Annotated in this window: 16 protein-coding genes and 3 pseudogenes; 7 read left to right on the forward strand and 12 right to left on the reverse strand. The window is 69.6% G+C overall.

The window, feature by feature from the left end:
- The first annotated feature begins 1,133 nt into the window (after positions 1–1,133).
- The 4 genes from ssd to ABLG96_RS04565 are packed head-to-tail and all read left to right on the forward strand — an operon-like array spanning position 1,134 to position 4,952.
- Entirely contained in the window at positions 1,134–2,243 is a 1,110-nt protein-coding gene (gene ssd, locus ABLG96_RS04550) for a septum site-determining protein Ssd (protein ID WP_353650223.1), read from the forward strand.
- A complete protein-coding gene (locus tag ABLG96_RS04555) occupies positions 2,240–3,415 on the forward strand; it encodes a TadA family conjugal transfer-associated ATPase (RefSeq protein WP_353650224.1) in 1,176 nt (391 codons plus the stop codon). Before ssd ends, ABLG96_RS04555 begins: the two co-directional genes overlap by 4 nt.
- On the forward strand, positions 3,409–4,215 hold the full coding sequence (locus ABLG96_RS04560) for a hypothetical protein (protein ID WP_353650225.1): 807 nt from the start codon (positions 3,409–3,411) through the stop codon (positions 4,213–4,215). The genes ABLG96_RS04555 and ABLG96_RS04560 overlap by 7 nt, the downstream gene beginning before the upstream one ends.
- Complete coding sequence (locus ABLG96_RS04565) at positions 4,212–4,952, forward strand: type II secretion system F family protein (protein WP_353650226.1); 741 nt, start codon at positions 4,212–4,214, stop codon at positions 4,950–4,952. Before ABLG96_RS04560 ends, ABLG96_RS04565 begins: the two co-directional genes overlap by 4 nt.
- 42 nt (positions 4,953–4,994) lie before the next feature.
- Here ABLG96_RS04565 and ABLG96_RS04570 read toward each other — a convergent pair whose 3' ends face one another.
- The 6 genes from ABLG96_RS04570 to ABLG96_RS04595 form a co-directional block, all read right to left on the reverse strand.
- Positions 4,995–5,918, reverse strand: coding sequence for a phosphotriesterase (locus ABLG96_RS04570; protein ID WP_353650227.1), 924 nt, complete (start codon positions 5,916–5,918; stop codon positions 4,995–4,997).
- Between the two features lie 8 nt (positions 5,919–5,926).
- Complete coding sequence (locus tag ABLG96_RS04575) at positions 5,927–6,511, reverse strand: DUF4865 family protein (protein WP_353650228.1); 585 nt, start codon at positions 6,509–6,511, stop codon at positions 5,927–5,929.
- Positions 6,508–6,921: a cupin domain-containing protein gene (locus tag ABLG96_RS04580; protein ID WP_353650229.1), complete on the reverse strand. Its 414-nt coding sequence runs from the start codon at positions 6,919–6,921 to the stop codon at positions 6,508–6,510. The genes ABLG96_RS04575 and ABLG96_RS04580 overlap by 4 nt, the downstream gene beginning before the upstream one ends.
- Complete coding sequence (locus ABLG96_RS04585) at positions 6,921–7,523, reverse strand: TetR/AcrR family transcriptional regulator (protein WP_353650230.1); 603 nt, start codon at positions 7,521–7,523, stop codon at positions 6,921–6,923. Before ABLG96_RS04585 ends, ABLG96_RS04580 begins: the two co-directional genes overlap by 1 nt.
- 243 nt (positions 7,524–7,766) lie before the next feature.
- Entirely contained in the window at positions 7,767–8,330 is a 564-nt protein-coding gene (locus tag ABLG96_RS04590; protein ID WP_353650231.1) for a GNAT family N-acetyltransferase, read from the reverse strand.
- Between the two features lie 158 nt (positions 8,331–8,488).
- The gene (locus ABLG96_RS04595) at positions 8,489–9,973 is read right to left on the reverse strand and encodes a CYTH and CHAD domain-containing protein (protein ID WP_353650232.1); all 1,485 of its coding nucleotides are present in this window, start codon (positions 9,971–9,973) and stop codon (positions 8,489–8,491) included.
- A gap of 153 nt (positions 9,974–10,126) precedes the next feature.
- Between ABLG96_RS04595 and ABLG96_RS04600 the strand changes: the two genes are divergently transcribed.
- Positions 10,127–11,353 carry an MFS transporter gene (locus tag ABLG96_RS04600; protein WP_353650233.1) on the forward strand — a complete coding sequence of 409 codons (1,227 nt, stop codon included), beginning with the start codon at positions 10,127–10,129 and terminating at the stop codon, positions 11,351–11,353.
- Complete coding sequence (locus ABLG96_RS04605) at positions 11,350–11,682, forward strand: PaaI family thioesterase (protein WP_353650234.1); 333 nt, start codon at positions 11,350–11,352, stop codon at positions 11,680–11,682. Before ABLG96_RS04600 ends, ABLG96_RS04605 begins: the two co-directional genes overlap by 4 nt.
- Positions 11,683–11,814: 132 nt before the next feature.
- Here the strand turns inward: ABLG96_RS04605 and ABLG96_RS04610 are convergent.
- Both ABLG96_RS04610 and ABLG96_RS04615 read right to left on the reverse strand, forming a co-directional pair.
- Positions 11,815–12,668, reverse strand: a pseudogene (locus tag ABLG96_RS04610) (chromosome condensation regulator).
- Positions 12,669–12,726: 58 nt separating this feature from the next.
- Positions 12,727–14,034, reverse strand: a complete 1,308-nt coding sequence (locus ABLG96_RS04615; protein WP_353650235.1) for an FAD-binding oxidoreductase — start codon at positions 14,032–14,034, stop codon at positions 12,727–12,729.
- Positions 14,035–14,104: 70 nt separating this feature from the next.
- Between ABLG96_RS04615 and ABLG96_RS04620 the strand changes: the two genes are divergently transcribed.
- Entirely contained in the window at positions 14,105–14,938 is an 834-nt protein-coding gene (locus ABLG96_RS04620; protein WP_353650236.1) for a LysR family transcriptional regulator, read from the forward strand.
- Between the two features lie 124 nt (positions 14,939–15,062).
- Here the strand turns inward: ABLG96_RS04620 and ABLG96_RS04625 are convergent, their stop codons facing one another.
- The 4 genes and pseudogenes from ABLG96_RS04625 to ABLG96_RS04640 form a co-directional block, all read right to left on the reverse strand.
- Positions 15,063–16,319 (reverse strand): epoxide hydrolase family protein, encoded by a 1,257-nt coding sequence (locus tag ABLG96_RS04625; RefSeq protein WP_353650237.1) that lies wholly within the window; start codon positions 16,317–16,319, stop codon positions 15,063–15,065.
- Positions 16,316–16,810, reverse strand: a complete 495-nt coding sequence (locus tag ABLG96_RS04630; protein ID WP_353650238.1) for a MarR family transcriptional regulator — start codon at positions 16,808–16,810, stop codon at positions 16,316–16,318. The genes ABLG96_RS04625 and ABLG96_RS04630 overlap by 4 nt, the downstream gene beginning before the upstream one ends.
- Positions 16,811–16,964: 154 nt before the next feature.
- Positions 16,965–17,087, reverse strand: a pseudogene (locus ABLG96_RS04635) (MerR family transcriptional regulator); the annotation flags it as partial.
- A 106-nt stretch (positions 17,088–17,193) separates the two neighbouring features.
- Positions 17,194–18,386 (reverse strand): annotated as a pseudogene (locus tag ABLG96_RS04640) (IS3 family transposase).
- Positions 18,387–18,466: the final 80 nt, after the last annotated feature.

An 18,466-nucleotide genomic window follows, 5' to 3' on the forward strand; every position in this document is an offset into this window, starting at 1 on the left:
GACAACGGGCAGGCCGCGCGATCGGCCTCCCGAGCACGTGCCACTCAGCAGGTCTGGTCTCTCGTGCTCCGGTCGGGGATTGGCCCCGAGTGCGTCGAACAACCGGGCGATTGCCCACGGAATCTCAGGCCTGAGTTCGGGTCAGCGGGTGGCCGGACGGCACCCCGGGGATCTCGGGAGTGCCAGCGGGTTCCGTGGAGGGCGGACGCGCGACCGGAGCAACTCGGCCAAGGCTGGGAGAGGGGTGGACGACGCCCGGCCCGAGCGGGGCCGGACGTCGTCCTCCGAGAGATCGTCGGTGATCAGGCTGCACCGAATTCACACCGTCACTGCTGGTCGTCAGGTTTTTCCCGACAGGCCGACGGTGGCACACCTTCCGCGGCGTAGGCGGTGAGTGGGTACCGGGATCGCTCGAGGCAACTCCGTCACGGGGCGGGCCGGGGTTTCTCTTCCACACCGCCGCTGGCCGATCCGGGGCTTCCTGATCACAGTCATACTCCCGCTGCGGGACGTTGGCAACAGTTCGGCGCAGGGTGGTCGGATCGGGCGGACGGGGGGTGCTGGGAGCGGACAGATGGTGCCGTCGCGACGGCCGCGGCGCAGCCCGTCGGCGCGGTGGATCACGGGTGCGCGGCGATGGAGTGGAGGCGGCTCGAGGGATCGAGCTCAGCATGCTGGGGTGCCTCCGCACTTCGATGGCATCCGGTGCACGGGATGATGCGGAATTCCCCAACGGGTGAATTCCGCGGTGACGGAGCGCATCGGAGAGCGGAAATGTGTCCGGCAGGCCGGTGAGCCTGACAATCAGGTGATGACGGCCGTGGGGTACGCGGCTACAGTGATGTCAGTCGGTTCCACCCCCCCCGGAACCGGCGACCCGGTTCAGTTCAACCCCCCGGAACTGAACCCCGCGGCCCCCGCCTACCCCCCCTGGCGGGGGCCGCCCCTTTACTCGGTCGGCAGGCTCCCAACGCGAGCCCCCCCAAGTTGTCCACAGAGCCCCGCCCTGTCCACACGAGCGTGGTCACCCTCGCCGTCGGTCCCTGCGATGACGTCTGCTGATGGTTCGCACACAGACCACGCCGTCGGCTCCCCCCGGCGCGTGGCAGGGGAGGCACGAGATGGTCCGACGGATGGCGGTCAGCAGTACCAGCGACCCCGGCACACGACGGGATCCCGGCGGCACCGAAGTACTGCTGATCGGCGCCGATGCCGAGACGATTGCTGCGCTGCGGCGGATCTGCGCCGCGACCGGTACCGGGATCGTCGTCGTGACGGAGCCGCCCAGCAGGACGCTCTGGCGATCGGCAGGACACGTCGTGCTGGACCTGGCGCAGGCGCAAGATGTTGTCATGCAGCAGTTCCCGCGCAGGGAAGGCGTCACCGTCGTGTGTCCGACCGAGCCGACCGCTGCGGCACTGGGGTGGTGTGTCCGGCTCGGCGCCGAGGCCACCGTCACCCGCGACGACCTGGACGCGGCACTGACGGAGCGCCTGGGGAGCGGCGTCACCTCGATCGGAACGGGCAGGGTGATCGCCGTCGTCGGGGCCTGTGGCGGTGCGGGTGCCTCGGTGTTCGCCGCGGCTCTCGCGGTCGCGTCCGGCCGGGAAGCGCGCTCCACGGTGCTCGTCGACTGTGATCGGTGGGGCGCCGGCCTCGATGTGGTGATGGGGTTGGAGGGGGCATCGGGAGTGCGCTGGCCTGATCTTGCAGCGCCGAGCGGGCGGCTGGCCCCCGATGCGCTGCACCGCGCACTGCCCGCCGGCGCCCGCGCGCACGGTCGCGTCCCGGTCCTCACCTTCGATCGGGACCGCCTGCACGACGTTCCGGTCGAGGTCGCCGACGTCGTCGTGAGCTCGTTGCGATCCGGTGGCGACACGGTGGTCGTCGACGTCCCGAGGATCCCTTCGGATGCGGGTGATCGCGTGCTCGAACTCGCCGATCTCGTCGTCCTGCTGACGCCCGCCGATGTCCGGGGATGTTGTGCCGCCCAACGTCAGACGGAGAAACTGCGAGGTGCCGGAGGTCCGATCGGACTCGTCGTCCGCGGTCCGTCCCCTGGCGGTCTCGGCGGCGACGACCTGGCATCGGTGCTGGGGTTGCCGTTGATCGGCACGTTGCGCCCGCAGTCCCGCATCACCCGCGATCTGGAAGCCGGACGGACGCCGGGGGCCGACCCGCGGTCGCCGTTCGGACGCGTCTGTCGAGCCGTGCTCGCCGAGGCCGACGGGCTCCGAGGATGACGGTCACCGATGGATTGCCCCCTGGCCTGGTGGAGCGGGTACAGCACCGGCTCGCCGAGGATCGGCTGGAGCCCAGTCCGCAGGCGCTGGCTCGCGCGGTGCGCGCCGAGGGCGGGCGCGTCGTCAGCGATCAGGAGCTGGTGCGGTGGCTGCAGCTCCTGGAGGGGGAGTTCGTCGGGGCAGGACCGCTCGCGCCCCTGCTGGAGGAGGCGGACGTGACGGACATCGTCGTCAACGGCTGCCAGGACGTCCGGGTCGATCGGGGAAACGGCTGGGAACCGACCGGTCTGTCCTTCCCCGACGACGAATCCGTCCAGCGCCTGGCCCGCCGACTCGCAACGGCTGCCGGGCGACGGTTGGACGACGCGCATCCTTTCGTGGACGCCCGGCTCGTCGATGGAACCCGGCTGCACGCGGTGCTGCCGGCGTTGTCGGTGGGCGGAACCTGTCTCTCGTTGCGGGTGCTGCGACCGGCGACCCACGACCTGGACGCATTGGCCGGACGTGGTGCGCTGCCCGGGATCACCGAGACCGTGCTCCGGCGGCTGGTGGCCGCACGGGTCGCCTTCCTGGTCTCGGGCGGGACGGGCTGCGGCAAGACAACTCTGCTCGCCGCATTGCTGGCACTCGTGGATCCAGGCGAACGGATCGTGACCGTCGAGGACGCCGAGGAACTGCGTCCACCCCATCCGCACCTGATCCGGTTGGTCGCCCGCCCGGCCAACGTCGAAGGTGCAGGGGGAATCGAGCTGCGTGAGCTGGTCCGGCAAGCGCTGCGGATGCGGCCGGACCGGATCGTGATCGGCGAGGTGCGGGGGGCCGAGGTAATCGACTTGTTGGGTGCCCTCAACACCGGTCACGACGGAGGGGCTGGAACGGTCCACGCGAACCGGGTGGCAGAGGTCCCGGCGCGGATCGAGGCGCTCGCCGCCATCGGCGGGATGCCGCGGGATGCCGTGCACGCGCAGCTGATCGGGGCGTTCCGGGTGGTGGTGCACCTGACCAGGGACGCGGGCGGACGCCGGGTCAGCGAGATCGGCATCGTCCGACGACAGGACGACGGCCGGGTGGTGTGCCTGCCCGCGGTCGTCGGCGGCCGCGCGGTCGAGCCCGGCCACACGATGCTGGAGGCGGTCCTCACCGACGGCGCCTCTGGTGCACGTGCATGCTGACCGACCGGCTCGGGGTGTCTGTCGTCGTGTTGCTGCTGGCGCTCGCGGTGGCGGTCTGGCCGGTCGTGGCGCTACCTGCTGGTGCGCGCTGGCCGGGATCGGGGGCGCAGCGTCCGACAGCTCGGCGGAACCCCGCGGCCGCCTGGTCCGTCGGCGGATGTGCGGCGGGTGCGGCGGTGGCCGGAATCGGGTTCGGTTGGCCGATCGGGGTGGCTCTCGCTCTCGTCATGGGCACCCTCCTGCTGCTGTCGGCAACGGCTCTGCGGCAACGACGCGAGCGCTCCGAGCGCGCCGAGCTGGGGGTGGTGCTGGGGGTGCTCGGGCGCGAGCTGCGCGCGGGGACAGCCGGTCAGGAGGCACTCGAGATCGCGGCGGTCACCGCAGGCGACGCACTCGGTCGGAAGCTGAGAGCCGCGATGTCGCAGGCATTCAGAGCAGACGGACGATCGGCAGACGACTGCGCAGCGGGGTGGGATTCGCTCGGCAACCTGGTGTCGGCGTTGCGGATCTCCGACCGCCACGGGGTCCCGCCGGCAGACCTGGTCGAGGTGATCGCGGGGGATGTGGCGCGCGCGGTGGCAGCCGAGGAGGTGCGGATCGCGCAGACGGCAGGACCGCGCTTCTCCGGATTCGTGCTGGGAGCGCTGCCGCTGTTCGGCGTACTGCTGGGGACCGGGATCGGCGCTGATCCGGTCGCGGTCCTGCTCGGTGGTGGCGCCGCCGGGTCGGCGTTGCTGGTGGTCGGAACAGCGCTGGTCACCGCCGGTCTGCTGTGGTCGGCGCGGATCGTCGCCGGATGACCGGGAGCATGATGGCCCCGGCACTCGTGGTCCTTGCTGCGGGCGTCGCGGTGTGGCCGGAGTCGACCGTGCGGGCGGCGGGCTCTGCGAGAGTCGTTGCGGCACAAGGATGGTGGGCGGCGAGCCGGATCGTGGTCGGCGCAGTTCTGGCAACGATCCTGATCGCCCCGGACTGGTGGCCGGCAGCGGCTCCGCTCGCTGTCGGAGCACATCTTCTGCAGCGCAGAATGAGTCGTCGTCCTGACGTCCGACTGCGGCTGCGACGACGCCATCAGCTCGCCCTGACCCTGGAGATGATCGCCTCCTGCCTGGCGGCGGGGCTGGTACCGGCGACGGCGGTCGCGGTCGTCCTGCGGGCACGGGGGGATCCGCTGCACTCCGGGCGCGCCGACGCGGGCGATGATCCTGCGGTGGAAGCGCTGACCGCGGTGTCGGCACTGCTGACGGTCGGCGCCGGATCCGAGAGTGCCTGGGCGCCGGCAGCACAGTGCCCGGAGCTGGCACCGCTCGCGGCCGCCGCTGTCCGTACCGCTCGCGGCGGTGTGGCCCTGGCTGCCGCCTTCCGCGATCGGGCCGAGGCGTTGCGGCAGGAGTGCGCTCGACTCGAGACCGCCCGATCGGGTCGGGCGGGGGTGCTGATGACCGCTCCGTTGGGCATCTGCTTCCTGCCGGCGTTCCTCTGTCTGGGGCTGGCCCCGGTGGTGATCGGGCTGCTCGGATCGCTGCACCTGTGGTGACCGATCACGCTCGACTCCGCCCGGCCGGGTCGGCGCCGGGGATCACGCCTGCGGGCGCTGCCAGGCAAACGCGGACATCGGGTTCTCCACCAGGATCGCCTGCACCGCTGAGGGTCCCAGGGCCTCTCCGATGGCGCCGGCGGTCCGGGTGAGGAGCGCGGGCATCCCCGGTCCGGAATCGACCGATCGAGCGGCAGCCGTGGTGGTGTCGCCGCCGAGCAGCAGTTGACCCAGATGACCCGCCGCAGCCAGGGCTCGCATGCTCTCGACCAGCCGCCAATCGGTGGCATGGTTCGCCCGTGACGGGCCGTCGAAGCACAGCAGGACGCCGGTCGCGGCAAGATCCGCCTGGTAGGCCGGATCCGGATTCCGGCCGACGTGACCCAGGATCACCGAGCCGGGGGGCACTCCGTTGCTGGTCAACTCATTCACCACGTCGAGCCCGGCGGTGCCGAGTTCGAGGTGAACGGCGACGGAGCATCCGGTCGTCCGGGAGGCCTCGGCGGCTGCCGTCAACGACTGTCGTTCCCAGTCGTCGATGTGGTGGAACCCGGTGCCCACCTTGATGATCCCGCACGGGACCGGTGCACTCAGATCGGCCAGGAACCGCTCGAGCAGCAGCTCGTCGTCGACCCGGTCGTTGACCCGGCCGGCAGGCGGATGGTGCTCGGCCCGGTGCCGGCCGGTCGCGGCGATGACGGTCACCCCGCTGCTCCGGCTCAGTTCCGGCAGCACCGCCAGACCGCGACCGAGCCCCGCGGGCGTCCACTGGACCACCGTGCGACCACCGGCAGCGGCGAAGCGGTCGAGTTCGCGACGGGCGGCCACCGGATCGTCGAGCTCCTGACCCGGCAGCAGCGGCGAGGCGAACATGAGGTGGTCGTGCGCGTTCGTGACGCCGAGGGTGCGGGCGGGCACGTCCCCCAGGACGGTGCGGGCAACAGCGCCGTCGTTCGATGCCCCCATCGCCGGGCTCATCCTTCGCTCACGTGCAGCACGTCGTACTCGGTGAGGTAGCCCGGCGCGCCCTGCGCCACGGCCGAACCATCCGTCGTGGCATAGAGGACGATCTCCCAGCTGCGGGGATCGATCCCCGCGGACGCCCGGTGGATCCCGGGCTCGCCCTGCAGCGATGCTACGAACTCGACCGTCTGCTGTGCCGCGGCGGTCGGGTCGCTGTGTGGCGGCAGCGGAAAGGTCCACCGGCGGGCCGCGACGACCTCGGCTGTCGGAAGCGATCCTACGGCCGATGTCAGCGGCAGCCAGGTGTGCACCGTAGGTCGGCCGAAGTCGGCGACGACGCCCTGGAAACCGGCGCCGCCGGCCAGGAACAGTGCTGCGGCGTCCGCCGCACGCCAGGAGTAGAACGGTGCGTACTCGTTGACCGACGAGCCGCGTTCACCGGCCACCCGGATCGCGTACGCCTTGAAATCCAGACCGCTACGGCCGTCGAGCGCCGCACCGCGGGTGCGGACCCGGTGCCGGATCACCTCCATGTCGTAGTCCAGCGGCAGGACTATCGGATACTGCAGCAGCCAGGCCGCGGTGGCGGTCGTCATTCCGGGATCCGGGTGTCCGGGCCGATGGCAGCATCCCGGGCGTCGCTCACCGGTTCGCCCCAGAGCACGCCGGCGTCGTCGAGATCCCGGGTCTGGACGGCCACGTGAGTCATCGGTCCGTCTGGATCAGCTCCGTGCCAGTGCTCCTCACCCGGCTCCGTCCAGACCGCGCCACCGGGATGCAGCGCCAAGAGGCGTCCGTCGCGGGTGCCTACCGCGCCCTGCCCGGAGGTACAGATGAGTAGTTGGCCGTGCGCGTGGCTGTGCCAAGCAGTCCGGCCGCCGGCGGCGAACTCGACCATGAAGACGTGCAGTCGCGGGTCCGAGCCGGGTACGTGGTCGGCGCCGGAGACGGTGCCGGAGAATCTGGCTCCGGTGAGCGGGCGGGGCGCGAGATCAACGGTGTGCATCAGGTGCTCGATCCTGTGGTGGGTGTGGCGGCGTGATCGATGAGGGCGACGGCGCCGGTCACGGCCCGGTGAAAGGGAACGGCTGAGCCCTGGGCGCGGGCCAACACATAGCCGCCCTGGACCACAGCAAGGACGGTGTCGGCGAGTTCCTGTGGGTCGAGATCGGCCGGGAAATCGCCGGTGCGGATCCCTTCGGCGACGACCGATCGCATCAGTCCGCGGAGTCGGGTGAACGTCGTCCGCAGGATCTCCTGCAGCGGAGCGCTGGTGAGTACGTCCGCGTCCTGGGCCATTCTGCCGACCGGACAACCGCGCAGGACGTCACGCTGCCTCAGCAGGTAGTCGCGAATACGTTGCGGCGCAGGTCGATCAGCGGACAGCAGGGCATCCGCTGCGGCAAAGGTCTCGGCCGCCCGATGCTCGAACGCTGCTGCGGCGAGCGCTTCCTTGCCCGCGAAGTGGTGGTACAGCGATCCCTGACCGACCTCGGCGCGGTCCATGATCGCGCGGGGTGAGGTGGCGGCATACCCCCGCTCCCACAACAGCTCGGTGGTCGCGTCGACCAGCCGGGTACGGGCGTCACTCTCGGGACTCCGGGTCATCCGTACATAGTAGTTGTTACAGACATGCAGTCAAGTCACTGGTCCGAGGATGGACTGCTGACCTGCCGGGGTGGCGGGGCACGAAGAACTGGCGGCGGGTGAGCTACCGATCGGGTCGTGGTGCTGCCGGGCGAGAAGCAGTTCCGGTGACGGTCGGCGGACCCGGACGCGCCGACCGGAATGCGCGACTGGGTCCATGGTCTGGCCGACGCAACCGGCTGAGTTCTTGCCGCACAGCAGAAATCATGCCAACCGGGCGTGCCAGTGCATGTCGTGCCAGCCGTCCTGATGGAGCACCTCGCTGCGCGCAGTTCCCTCGAGTTGGTAACCCACCCGCTCCGCCACTGCACACGAGGCCGGGTTCCTGGTCGAATGTTTGAGCACCGCCCGGTGTAGTCCGACCTCCGCGAACGCCCAGTCGGTCAGCGCTGCCAGTGCCCGGGACGCCACTCCCCGGCCTCTTGCTCCCGGCAGGACCCAGTAGGCGACCTCACCGGAACCCTCGGACAGATCGAGGGTCCGTAATCCGATCCGCCCGACGACCACCTGGTCACGAGTGACCGCCCATTCTGCGCCGATCTCCGTTGTCCACCTGACGGATCGGGTGGCCACCCAGTCCTGCGCCTCGCTCGCCGTCATCGTCCTGGCGTGCCACCGCTGGATCTCGGGATCGCTGTATGCGTCAACCAGAACGGCCACATCGGAAGGCTCCCACGGCCGCAGCAGGAGCCCGACGCCGTCCAGGACCGGCTGTTCGCGCCCGCCGAGCGCCCCCGCGGACGTCACCGCTGTCACCAACTTCGGCATGCGCACAGTCTCCCAGGCGTGTGCAGTCAGCAGTGAGTCGGGCCAGTTCGCCGATGCGCACCCGTCGACAGGTGGCGGCGCGGACCACCGTCGACCATCACCTGGATGTGAGGGTCGGGGTGCCGCTGATCCTGGCGCCGGGGCCGGTGTGACAGCGGTCAGTGGTGACGGCGCCAACGCTCCGCTGCGGCGCGGGCGTGCGCCGCACGCCGGGCTTCCTGCTCGTGCAGGATCCCGAAGGTGAATCCGTTCTGTGTCGGGTCGGCGTGGGTCGCTGCCCCGAGCTGCCGCAGCAGTGCGGCTGCCACCGCACTGTCCTGGTACTCGCCGAGGATCTCCTGGAGTTCCTTGAACGCCTTCACGGCTGCGCGATGTCTGCCGCTCTGTCCCGCGCCGAGCTCAGCTGCATAGCGGGCGCGTTTGGTTGCCTTGCGGGCCTCGTGCAGCAGCTCGTCGTCGCCGGTGTCTAGGGCCAGATCGAGCCGGCGGCGGGCCTTGCGTCCGGCGCGCTCGACGGAGGACGAGGTGACGCGCGCACCGGCACGTCTGCGGGTGCTGGGTGCGAGAGGGGGGTGTCGGACGAACTCCGACGAGGTCCGCAGCAGCTCGTGATAGCGGTCGCCGGCCATCGCCTCGCGCAGGGTGGCGGCGGCCCGGAGTTGTTCGCCCAGCAGGTGTTGTTCGATCGTCGCCGCAATCGGTCCGAGGACCAGTTCGTCGGGGAGCTCGGCCAGGGCGGTGGCGAACCGGTCGCGTTGCACCTGTCGGTCGCGGACCTCACCCAGCAGCGCGGCGTACCAGGCCAGCTCGCCGCTGAACCCGGTGGCGGTCGCCGGGTCGAACAGCCCGGCGAAGATCTTCAGGGTGGACCTGGCGCGCCTGGTCGCCACCCGAACGGTGTGGACATCCTCGTGGCCCGTCCGCAAGCGGACATCCTCGGCGATGAGCGCGGCATCCTGCGCGGCAAGGAAGGCGATCGCGTCCACCGCATCAACAGGACTCTTCTTGCCGGACTTGGCTTTTCTAGGCGGCTGCGGAGACGGTCCACCCAGCACCCTGGTCGCTCTGCTCTCGATGGAGGCAGGAGTTGCTCCGCCGGCGGTGAGGGCCTTGACGAGACGGCGCACCAGCTTCGGTCGACCAGCGGGCCCCGGCTCGACGGTGAGCTCGCGCCAGGAGTTCAACTGCGCTGCCCCGGGGGTGGATGCCGACGCGTGCAGCGTTTCGTCGGTGATCTCGACGATCACCGCTCCCGTCTCGTCGGTCCACCGGTGTGTGGCCCGTTCGGAACGGACGGTGGCCGACGTGAGGAGCGCGCCGCCGCGGGCGATCCCGCTCACCAGTGCGGCGAGCTCGTCGGGCACCGCGGTCTCCGACCCGAGCGGCGCCCGGTGCAGCGCCGGGTCGATTCCGTTCGGCAGGGTGAGCTCCCAGCCCGCGTCGGACGGTCCACTTCGCAGCAGCAGCGTCGCACCGAATCCCAGCAGATCCCCTGCAGCAGTGTCGAAGTACTCCGCAACCGATTTCTCCACACGGAGGACCACGGCGACATGTCCAGGTCCCATCACTGCGGCTGGGTCGGGCAGCGACCAGTCCTCCGGGACGTCGTACCTACTGGGTTGGCCAACCGGCTGCGCAGTCATCCCACTACAGTGCCCTTCCGGAGCACCCGTGACACGGCACCGATTCCAGGGAGCAACGCGGAGCCCCATCGGCAGAACCCGGGCCGGTCGGCCGCGATGGTGATGTCGGATTCCCGCCAGCTGTCCGAGGCGTCGCTTCCTACCGTTCGAGGCGTGAACACTGACTTCGTCGCCAAGACGCCTGCCCCTGCCCAGATCCGTGGTCCTGTCGTGCTGTTCATGTCGCTCGCGGCTGCCCTGGGCACCTCGACGATCTATCCGCTGCAACCTGCCGTCGCCGATGTCGCCCACTCGCTGGGATCTTCCGTGGCGGCTGTCGGCGTTGCGCTCGCCTGCGGATCGGTCGGCTACCTGCTCGGGCTGTGTCTGCTCGTCCCGCTGGTCGACCGGTTCGCAGCGAATCGCGTTCTCGCCGCACAATTCACGGCGCTGGCCGCTGCCCTCGCAGTGAGTGCGGCCGCCGGGAGCGCCGCTGTCCTGGGTGTGGTGGTCGGTGTGGTCGGCGCCTGTTCAGCGGTCGGTGCAGGTCTGAGTTCAGTCGCCGGTCGCTGGGCGCCGCCGCGCCGGCGCGCGACGACGCTGGGCGTGGTGACTGCCGGAATCTCCGCGGGGATCCTCGCCGGCCGCATCGTCGGTGGATGGCTGTCGGACCGCATCGGGTGGCGGCCGATGGTGCTGGTGTTCGCGGGCGCCGGCGCACTGATCGCCGTGGCCTGTTGGGTGGTGATTCCCAGTGCCCGCGGGACCGTCGAACGCGGCTACCTCTCGACCTTGCGTTCGCTGCCAGGGCTGATCATCCGCAACGCGACCCTCCGGATGGCCGCGCTCCGCGGCGCGCTGTGGTTCTTCGCCTTCTGCGCGATCTGGGCCGGGCTCGCGGTCGCCCTGTCGGGACCGCCGTTCTCCTACTCGGCGGAACAGATCGGGCTGTACTCCCTGGCCGGACTCTCGGGCATTCTGGTCACCCCGCTCGCGGGAAGCCTGACCGATAGGATCGGCGCCCGCTGGGTCATCGTGGCCGGTCTGGTGACGGCCGGGCTCGTGGCGGCCGTGATCGGCTCCACCCTCGACAACACCCCGATGACGCTGGTCTGTCTGGCGATCTTCGACGCCGGCCTGTTCGCCGCGCAGGTCGCCAACCAGAGCACAGTCCTGACCATCGATCCGGCGTCCCCGGCGCGCTACAACAGCGCCTACATGGTGGTGTACTTCGTCGGCGGCGGCCTCGGCACGGCATTCGGCCCGGTCGCAACCGAGGGCTTCGGCTGGACGGCCACCGCGATCACAGCGGCAGTCGCCATCGGGCTGGCCTGCACGCTCGCCCTGGTCCCGGCCCGACCAGCAGCGACCCGCGCCACCGACGATGCGGCCACAGCGTGAGGACCGAGGTACCACTGCCGCTCCCGGGACTCCACGGCTTGCTCGGGATCGACCTGCACGAGATCCGCTCCGCAGCATTCCAGCTCCCGGACATCGAGGGCACCATGATGGTCCGCGAGGAACACCTCGCGTCGACCGGGAAGCTGCACACCGCGGCGATCGTCGGGCTGGCAGACACCGCCTGCGGGTACGGATGCCTGGCAGCCCTCCCACCGGGAAAGATCGGGTTCGCCACCATCGAGCTCAACATCAATTTCTCCGGCGCCGCTCACGTCGGCCAGCGACTCGCCGTGCGTGCTCCTCGACCGCCGAACCCCGCCGGCACATGAGCCTGCCGAGTCAGGTGCATCAACGTGAACCGGCGACCGGCGCGTTCACAGGCTCGTTGATTGCAGGAGCTTCTGGCGACGGTGAACAAGATGGACAGGGCGCACTGACCCGCCGCGGATGCAGAGTGTGGGTCAGGGTGTCGAGTGGCGGATCCCCCTCCAGCCGGTGACGTTGCACTGACCGTCCAGATCGGCTCCGGCAGCCACGACGGTGCCGTCCGCACGCAGGCCGAGGGTGTGGTTCGCGCCTGCGGCGATGGCGACGATGCCCTGCCATCCAGCCACATCGCGCTGCCCGCACGTGTTGTCGCCAACTGCGACAACCCGTCCGTCGGCGAGCATCCCCACGGTGTGATGGCTGCCGGCGGCGACCGCAGTGACGTGTCGCCAGGTGTCTACGGCGCACTCACCCGCAACCCGAGCACCCGCCGCGACAACCGAGCCGTCGGCACGCAGGCCGACCGTGTGCAGGTAGCCGGCGCTGACGGCAATCAGGTCTCGCCACTGTCCGACGGCGCACTGACCGGCACGGTTGTTGCCCACCGCGACCGCGGTGCCGTCGGCCAGGGCGCCGACGGAGTGCCAGTCGCCGCACCCGACCGCGACGACGGTGCGCCATCCAGCGACATCGCACTGACCTTCGACGGTGCGCCCGACTGCGAGCACGGTGCCGTCCGTCCGGATCCCGAGCGTCCTACGCCATCCCGCGGCGACAGCCGTGATCCCACGCCACTCGCTCACCTCGCACTGCCGTCCCCGTTCCAACCGGCGGCCACCACGATCCCGTCAGCGCGCAGACCCACGGTGTGCGATCGACCGGTGTTGCGTGCGGAGTGGACATTGCCTGCCGCAACAGCAATGACGTCCCGCCACCGTCCGACATCCCCTTCGCCCGCAGCGATGTTGCCGGCGACGACAACGTCGCCGTCGGCGCGGCGTCCGACGGAATGCCGGCGCCCGGCGGCGAGCGGGGGAGCGTGCGTCACGGCGACGAGCCTGTCACGTGCGGTGGGGGTTCGACACCTCACGCTGGGGCATGCTCGTTCACCAGACGCCGTGGTGGAACCGGAACATGTGGCTGGGGTCGACCTGCTGCCGGAGCCGAGAGATCCGCATGACGTCGTCCGGCAGGTAGCTGGCGGCGACCGTCGCGGCGGGCACGTCGACTCCGGACAGGAAGTTCACGCACGCCGCTCCGGTGGCCCACGGCTGCATCGAGCTCTGGAGATCCTCGAGGACGGGCCTGATGTCCGCCGGCTCGCTGACGCCGCCGGTGTAGAGGACGAACCTGTCGTCGCGGCGGGCCTGTGCGGCAGGGATCGGGCCAGGTCTGCCCAGAGCGCCGCCCAGGTGACGCAGTTCGGCCATGAAACGACCTTGCTCGGTGTGCTTCAGCAGGATGTCGACCGCAGCGGGGTCGAGATCTCGCAGCATGCTGTTGCGGCCGTGGAAGTGCACGGGTGTTGTCGGTTCGTTGTGGATGGAAGCGACTGCGCTGTAGGGGATGTCGGCGACCGTGTCAATCACTGGATGATGAACTCGGAACGGTCTGAGCAGCGGCTCGGTGGCAGGGGCGGAGTCGGTGGAGGCGAAGCGTAGGTGTGCGCTGAAGCGTCCGCGGAGGGGTTCGGGAACTGCGGGTAGGTCGGGGAGGTGGATCAGCAAGGCCGAGGAACCCATGGATTCGGGGACGTTGCGGGTCCACTCGGCATAGGTGTGCATGGCCCCAGCGATCCCTGACCCGACGAAGTGCATCCCTCCTGCGTGCAGCCGGGTGATGGGATGCAGATCGATCTCGATGGCCGTGACGATCCCGAACATCGCCCTGCCGGCGCCGCGGAGAGCCCAGAACAGATCCGGGTGCTGGGTGGGTGTGACGTGTCGCAGTTCGCCGTCGCTGGTGACGATGTCCAGAGCGCGGACGTGGTCGACGGCCCAGCCGAGGCTTCGTCCCATCATGCCGACCCCGCCGCCCAGGTGGTAGGAGACGACCCCGACCTCGGGAGACGAACCGTTCAGTGGCGCAAGGCCATGTTCCGCAGCAGCGTGCACGAGCGCTCCGCCGCGGACTCCGGCCTCCACCCGGGCGGTGCGGGCGACCGGGTCGATGTCGATGCGGTCCATCCGGGTCGTGTTGACCAACAGTGCGCCGTCGGCGGGGCGCGCCGGACCGTGCCCGGTGGCGATCACAGCCACTGCGAGGTGGTGGGCATTGGCGTACCGAACTGCACTGACGACGTCGTCGACGGAGCCGGCGGCCATGATGCACGCGGGTCGATGCTCGACGGAAAGGTTGTAACCGGCGCGCTCTGCGTCGTAGTCGGGGTGGGTGTCGGTGATCAGCGAGTTCATGCACTGAGCGTTCATCGCGCTGGGCGCCGGAACAACGTCGGATCCGGCATCGGACGATAATCTGAGGCTTATGGACAGGCGGGACATCGAGATCTTCCTGACGTTGGCGGACGAGCTGCACTTCGGCCGGACGGCGCAGCGTCTGCTGGTGTCGCAGGCTCGAGTGAGCCAGACCATTGCGAAGCTGGAACGGCAGCTGGGTGTCCTGCTGTTCGTGCGCACCAGCCGGCGGGTCCAGCTGACAGCGACGGGGGCGGTCCTCGCCGACGAAGTCCGTGCAGGCTGGGACCGCATCGAGCAAGCAGTGTCCGCGGCCCGAGCTGCAGGCCAGAGTGTCGCAACCACCCTCACCGTTTCGTTGGAAGCGCCCGCGCTCGCCGATCTCGCCGCAGATGTGTTCGGACGGTTCACCTCTCACCAGCCCTCGACCCGAATCGTGTTCCGGGAGGCGGGCTTCGCCGATCCGCTGGATCTGCTGCGGCGCCGGGAGGTGGATGTTGCGGTCACCAACGCGCCGATCGAAGAACCGGACATCGAACCGGGCCCGGTGATCCACACCGAGGACGTCGTCCTCGCGGTCGCCAGGACGCACCCTCTCGCTGCCCAGCACATCGTGACGCTCGAGGACATGGTCGGCCATGTGGTCCTGCGGGCAGGTCGTCGGGCAGCGCCGTACTGGGACGGCTCCGGGCAGACGCCTTCGACGTGGCAGGAGCTGCTGGCCGCAGTCGCTGCAGGGGAAGGGATCAGCCCGGTCGCGAAGCACGCAGCTGAGTACTTCGCCAGACCCACCGTCACCATGGTGCCGTTCACGCCCGGATCGCCGTCGATCCGATGGGCCATCTGCTGGCGTCGCGGCGAGCGGACAGCCGGCATCGACGCTCTGGTCCGCGCTGTGGGGTGAGACCCACGAGCCACGAGAAGAGTGCCGGGTGGAGCCAGATCAGGTCAGCGCTGGCACGTCGTCCGCCAGGAAGCTGCCGCGCAGAGAGGAAATCAGAGGTGCGCGGGCTGTTCGGCTCCGGCTCTCATCGGTGATGTTCCGGCTGGTCCGGTGCGGCCCCGAGGAGGGGACGGAAGGTTCGGCGGAGGTCGTCGGTCCACTGGTCCGGGATCTCCCACGGGATGAAATGGCCGCCGCGTGGGTGGCCGGTGATGTTGACGTGGTGGTACCAGCCCGCGCGGTCGCTGTTCAGGAAGGACCGGATGCGTTCGGCGGAGGTGCTGATGCCGGGTGGGTTCTCGTAGTCGACGAAGGTGATCCCCGTCCGTGCTTCGATCGCCGGTGTTCGCTCGTGGGTGGGTGTCCACGGGTAGCGATTGTTGTTGGCGTAGGTGCGGATCGAGCTGCCGATCGCAGCGCCGGTCCAGTAGATGGTCGCGTGGGTGAGCAGCTCGTCTCGGGTGAAGACGGTGAAGATGTCGCCGTCGTTGTCGGACCACTTCATCCAGCGCTCGAGGATCCAGGCAAGCATGCCGGCGGGGGAGTCGGCCAGGCCCGGGGCGAGGGTGCTGGGGGCGAGCATCTGCGCGGCGAGGTGCACGGCGAAGCGGTGCTCGAGGTCGATGAGCCTGCTGCGTTGTTCGTCCGGCAGGCCGGGCGGGATGGGCCGTCCCCCGGTGAAATCCCACGCGCGGTCGCCATTGAAGAAGTCGAGCGTGAGCGCGGATCCGATGTGGATGCCGTACAGCTCGTCGGCGTACTTGTGCCCGAGCTGGCCGGTGACCAGGGCTCCGACATCGCATCCCGCCGCGGCATACCGTTGATGGCCTAGGGTTTTCGTCATCAGCTCGTGCCACACGTCCGCGATCTTCCAGAAGTTCATGTCCGGTCGGGTGGGGGTCGAGTACCCGAAGCCCGGCAGCGACGGCACGATGACGTCGAAGGCGTCCGCCGGATCGCCGCCGAAGGCGGCTGGGTCAGCAAGCTGGTCGATGACCTTGGACCAGTGCCAGAACGTCCACGGCCACCCGTGGCTCAGGATCAGCGGGGTCGGCGATGGCCCGACACCGGGTTTGCGCATGAAGTGCACGCGGACTCCGGACACCTCGACGGTGTAGTGCTCGTACGCGTTCATGGCCCGCTCGGCGGCCCGCCAGTCGTACTCCTGCGCCCAGTACTGCACCAGATCGCGCAGAAGTGCCTGCGGCACACCGTAGCTGCCGTCCTCGTTGCCGTCATCGTCCGGCCAGTTCGTGGCACGTAGCCGGAATCGCAGATCCTGCAGGGTGCTCTCGGGGATCGCGATGGGCGTCGGTGTGAGCGCATCGATGGCGGACGTCACGGTCGGGTCCTTTCGTCGTCGAGGTCCTGCCGGTGGTCGGGGTCCTGCCGGTCGGTGGGGCGCTGCTGGTCGGCGAGGGAAACGATGTCGTCCAGCACGCCGGCGATGCCCAACAACCGCTTGCGTCGGCCGGCGGGCAGCTGATCGATCAGTGCACGGAGCCGATCCGCCCGCTCGGTGTGGCGTCCCACCACGAGCTGGCGGCCGATGTCGGTGAGGGACAACAGAACTGCTCGGCCATCGGAGGGGTCCGGGCCGCGGACGAGCAGGCGGTCGCGTTCCAGCTTCGAGACCGCGGCGGTGAGCGCCGGCTGCTTGATCTGCTCCGTCCGGACCAGTTCGCTCAACCGACACGGTCCCCGCCGCGACAGGGTGTGCAGCACGGACAGGGCGGAGAAGCTCAGCCGATCCGTTCCCGGGAGTCGGATGAACACGGAGTTGAAGTCCTCGATCGAACGGGTCAGCCTCTCGACCGCGTGGTCAGCGTCCATCCGAAAACTGTATCAAAGATCGATCCAAATGCTCGCGGCGCATGGAAGGCCGTCGACCGGGATGGCGGTGTCGTCGGCGGGACGCGGCTGGGTCCCGAACCGTGATTGTGTTGTCGCGCACCACCATCCGCCGTTCGGATCCGGCGATCGGGGGTCAGGACTCACCGGTGGCGGTCGAGATGACGTCGTCGAGCACTGCGCGGGAGTTACGGAGTTCGGCGATCATCCGGTCGATGCGGTCGCGTTCTGCGGTGAGTTCGGCGACGAGTCGCGGGGTGGGCGTGCTGGTAGTCCGTTTGGTCTAGGGAGACTCACCCACACGCAATTCGGCACGGCTGCGAGCAGCAGCGGACTGAACCGCCCCGGCTAGTCCGGAGGCTTCCTCAAACGGGAACCTCAGCGGGCTGTTGGGTCCCAAGCGCAGCGTAGTGAAGCTCCTCCATCTCGACCGGTGGAAGGTCGAAGTTGTAGCCGTGCAGCCTTCGGTGGTTGAACCCAGTCGACCCACTCGGCGGTCGCGATCACGACGGCGTCCGAGCCGCGCCGCGGCCCGCGGGGCTTGATCTACTCGGTCTTGTACAAGCCCTCCATCGTCTCAGCCAGGGCGTTGTCGTAGGAGTCGCCGACGGAACCCCCACCCAGCGATGCCCGCCTCCGCCAACCGCTCCGAGTAGCGAATGGACGTGTACTGGGACCCGTGATCGCTATGTGCCACAACCGATCCCACATCCCGACCCGCATGGTGCTGGGTCCACACCGCCTGCTCCAACGCATCCAGCACCAGCTGCGTCGACATGCAGGTCCCGGCACGCCAGCCCAGGATCCGCCGGGGATGAGCGTCGGTCACGAACGCCACGTACACCCACCCCGACCACGTCGACACGTAGGCGATGTCGGCAACCCACAGCCGATCCGGCACAGCCGGGGTGAACCGGCGCTGCACCAGATCCTCCTGCCGGTGTGCCGCCGGGTCGGGGATCGTCGTGTGCTTGACCTTCCCCGGACCCCGCGGACAGGCCCGCCTCCCGCATCAGCCGCTCCACCGTGCACCGCGATGCCCTCCCGGTCCACACCCTCCGCGCCCCCTACACCGCATAGTTCTCACGATGAACCCGGCGGATCCCGCCAGAACAACAACGCATCCCGCAAGATCCGCGGCCACGGCCGGCGGGCCATGTACTCGTAGTACGACGACGGGGCGATCTGCATGCCGTGCTCGGCGAGCACCTGACAGATCGGCTCGACACCCCAGCGCAGCCCATCCCCATCACGCCGACCGGCATGGGGACGGATGAACTCAGCGATCACCGGGAAGGCCGGTCGAGCTCGGCCGCGAAGAAACTGGAAGCCGCTTTCAGGATCGCATTCGCCCGCTTCAACTCAGCGTTCTCCCGCTTCAGCTGACGCACCTCCGCCGACTCCTCCGACGTCATACCGGCGCGCTCACCCCACATCGACCTCAGAGCGGCGTACCCACGTCCGCAGCGTCTCCGGGGTCCCGACCCCCAGCAACGCCGCGACCCGCGCCATCGCCGCCCACTCGCCACTCACCCTCGCCGCGGGACTCCGCGACCATCCGCACCGCCCGCTCCCGCAACTCCTGCGGGTACCGCCTCGTCGTGACTCCTGGCCTGACTCCAACCTTCCCAAACAGTC

This window comes from Nakamurella sp. A5-74 (assembly GCF_040438885.1).
Taxonomy (GTDB): domain Bacteria; phylum Actinomycetota; class Actinomycetes; order Mycobacteriales; family Nakamurellaceae; genus Nakamurella.

What these genes read in the sequence shown, in the direction of transcription:
- ssd (WP_353650223.1), top strand. Translation starts at nt 1,134, where the DNA reads ATGGCGGTCAGCAGTACCAGCGACCCCGGCACACGACGGGATCCCGGC.
- ABLG96_RS04555 (WP_353650224.1), top strand. Translation starts at nt 2,240, where the DNA reads ATGACGGTCACCGATGGATTGCCCCCTGGCCTGGTGGAGCGGGTACAG.
- ABLG96_RS04560 (WP_353650225.1), top strand. Translation starts at nt 3,409, where the DNA reads ATGCTGACCGACCGGCTCGGGGTGTCTGTCGTCGTGTTGCTGCTGGCG.
- ABLG96_RS04565 (WP_353650226.1), top strand. Translation starts at nt 4,212, where the DNA reads ATGACCGGGAGCATGATGGCCCCGGCACTCGTGGTCCTTGCTGCGGGC.
- ABLG96_RS04570 (WP_353650227.1), bottom strand. Translation starts at nt 5,918, where the DNA reads ATGGGGGCATCGAACGACGGCGCTGTTGCCCGCACCGTCCTGGGGGAC.
- ABLG96_RS04575 (WP_353650228.1), bottom strand. Translation starts at nt 6,511, where the DNA reads ATGACGACCGCCACCGCGGCCTGGCTGCTGCAGTATCCGATAGTCCTG.
- ABLG96_RS04580 (WP_353650229.1), bottom strand. Translation starts at nt 6,921, where the DNA reads ATGCACACCGTTGATCTCGCGCCCCGCCCGCTCACCGGAGCCAGATTC.
- ABLG96_RS04585 (WP_353650230.1), bottom strand. Translation starts at nt 7,523, where the DNA reads ATGACCCGGAGTCCCGAGAGTGACGCCCGTACCCGGCTGGTCGACGCG.
- ABLG96_RS04590 (WP_353650231.1), bottom strand. Translation starts at nt 8,330, where the DNA reads ATGCCGAAGTTGGTGACAGCGGTGACGTCCGCGGGGGCGCTCGGCGGG.
- ABLG96_RS04595 (WP_353650232.1), bottom strand. Translation starts at nt 9,973, where the DNA reads ATGACTGCGCAGCCGGTTGGCCAACCCAGTAGGTACGACGTCCCGGAG.
- ABLG96_RS04615 (WP_353650235.1), bottom strand. Translation starts at nt 14,034, where the DNA reads ATGAACTCGCTGATCACCGACACCCACCCCGACTACGACGCAGAGCGC.
- ABLG96_RS04620 (WP_353650236.1), top strand. Translation starts at nt 14,105, where the DNA reads ATGGACAGGCGGGACATCGAGATCTTCCTGACGTTGGCGGACGAGCTG.
- ABLG96_RS04630 (WP_353650238.1), bottom strand. Translation starts at nt 16,810, where the DNA reads ATGGACGCTGACCACGCGGTCGAGAGGCTGACCCGTTCGATCGAGGAC.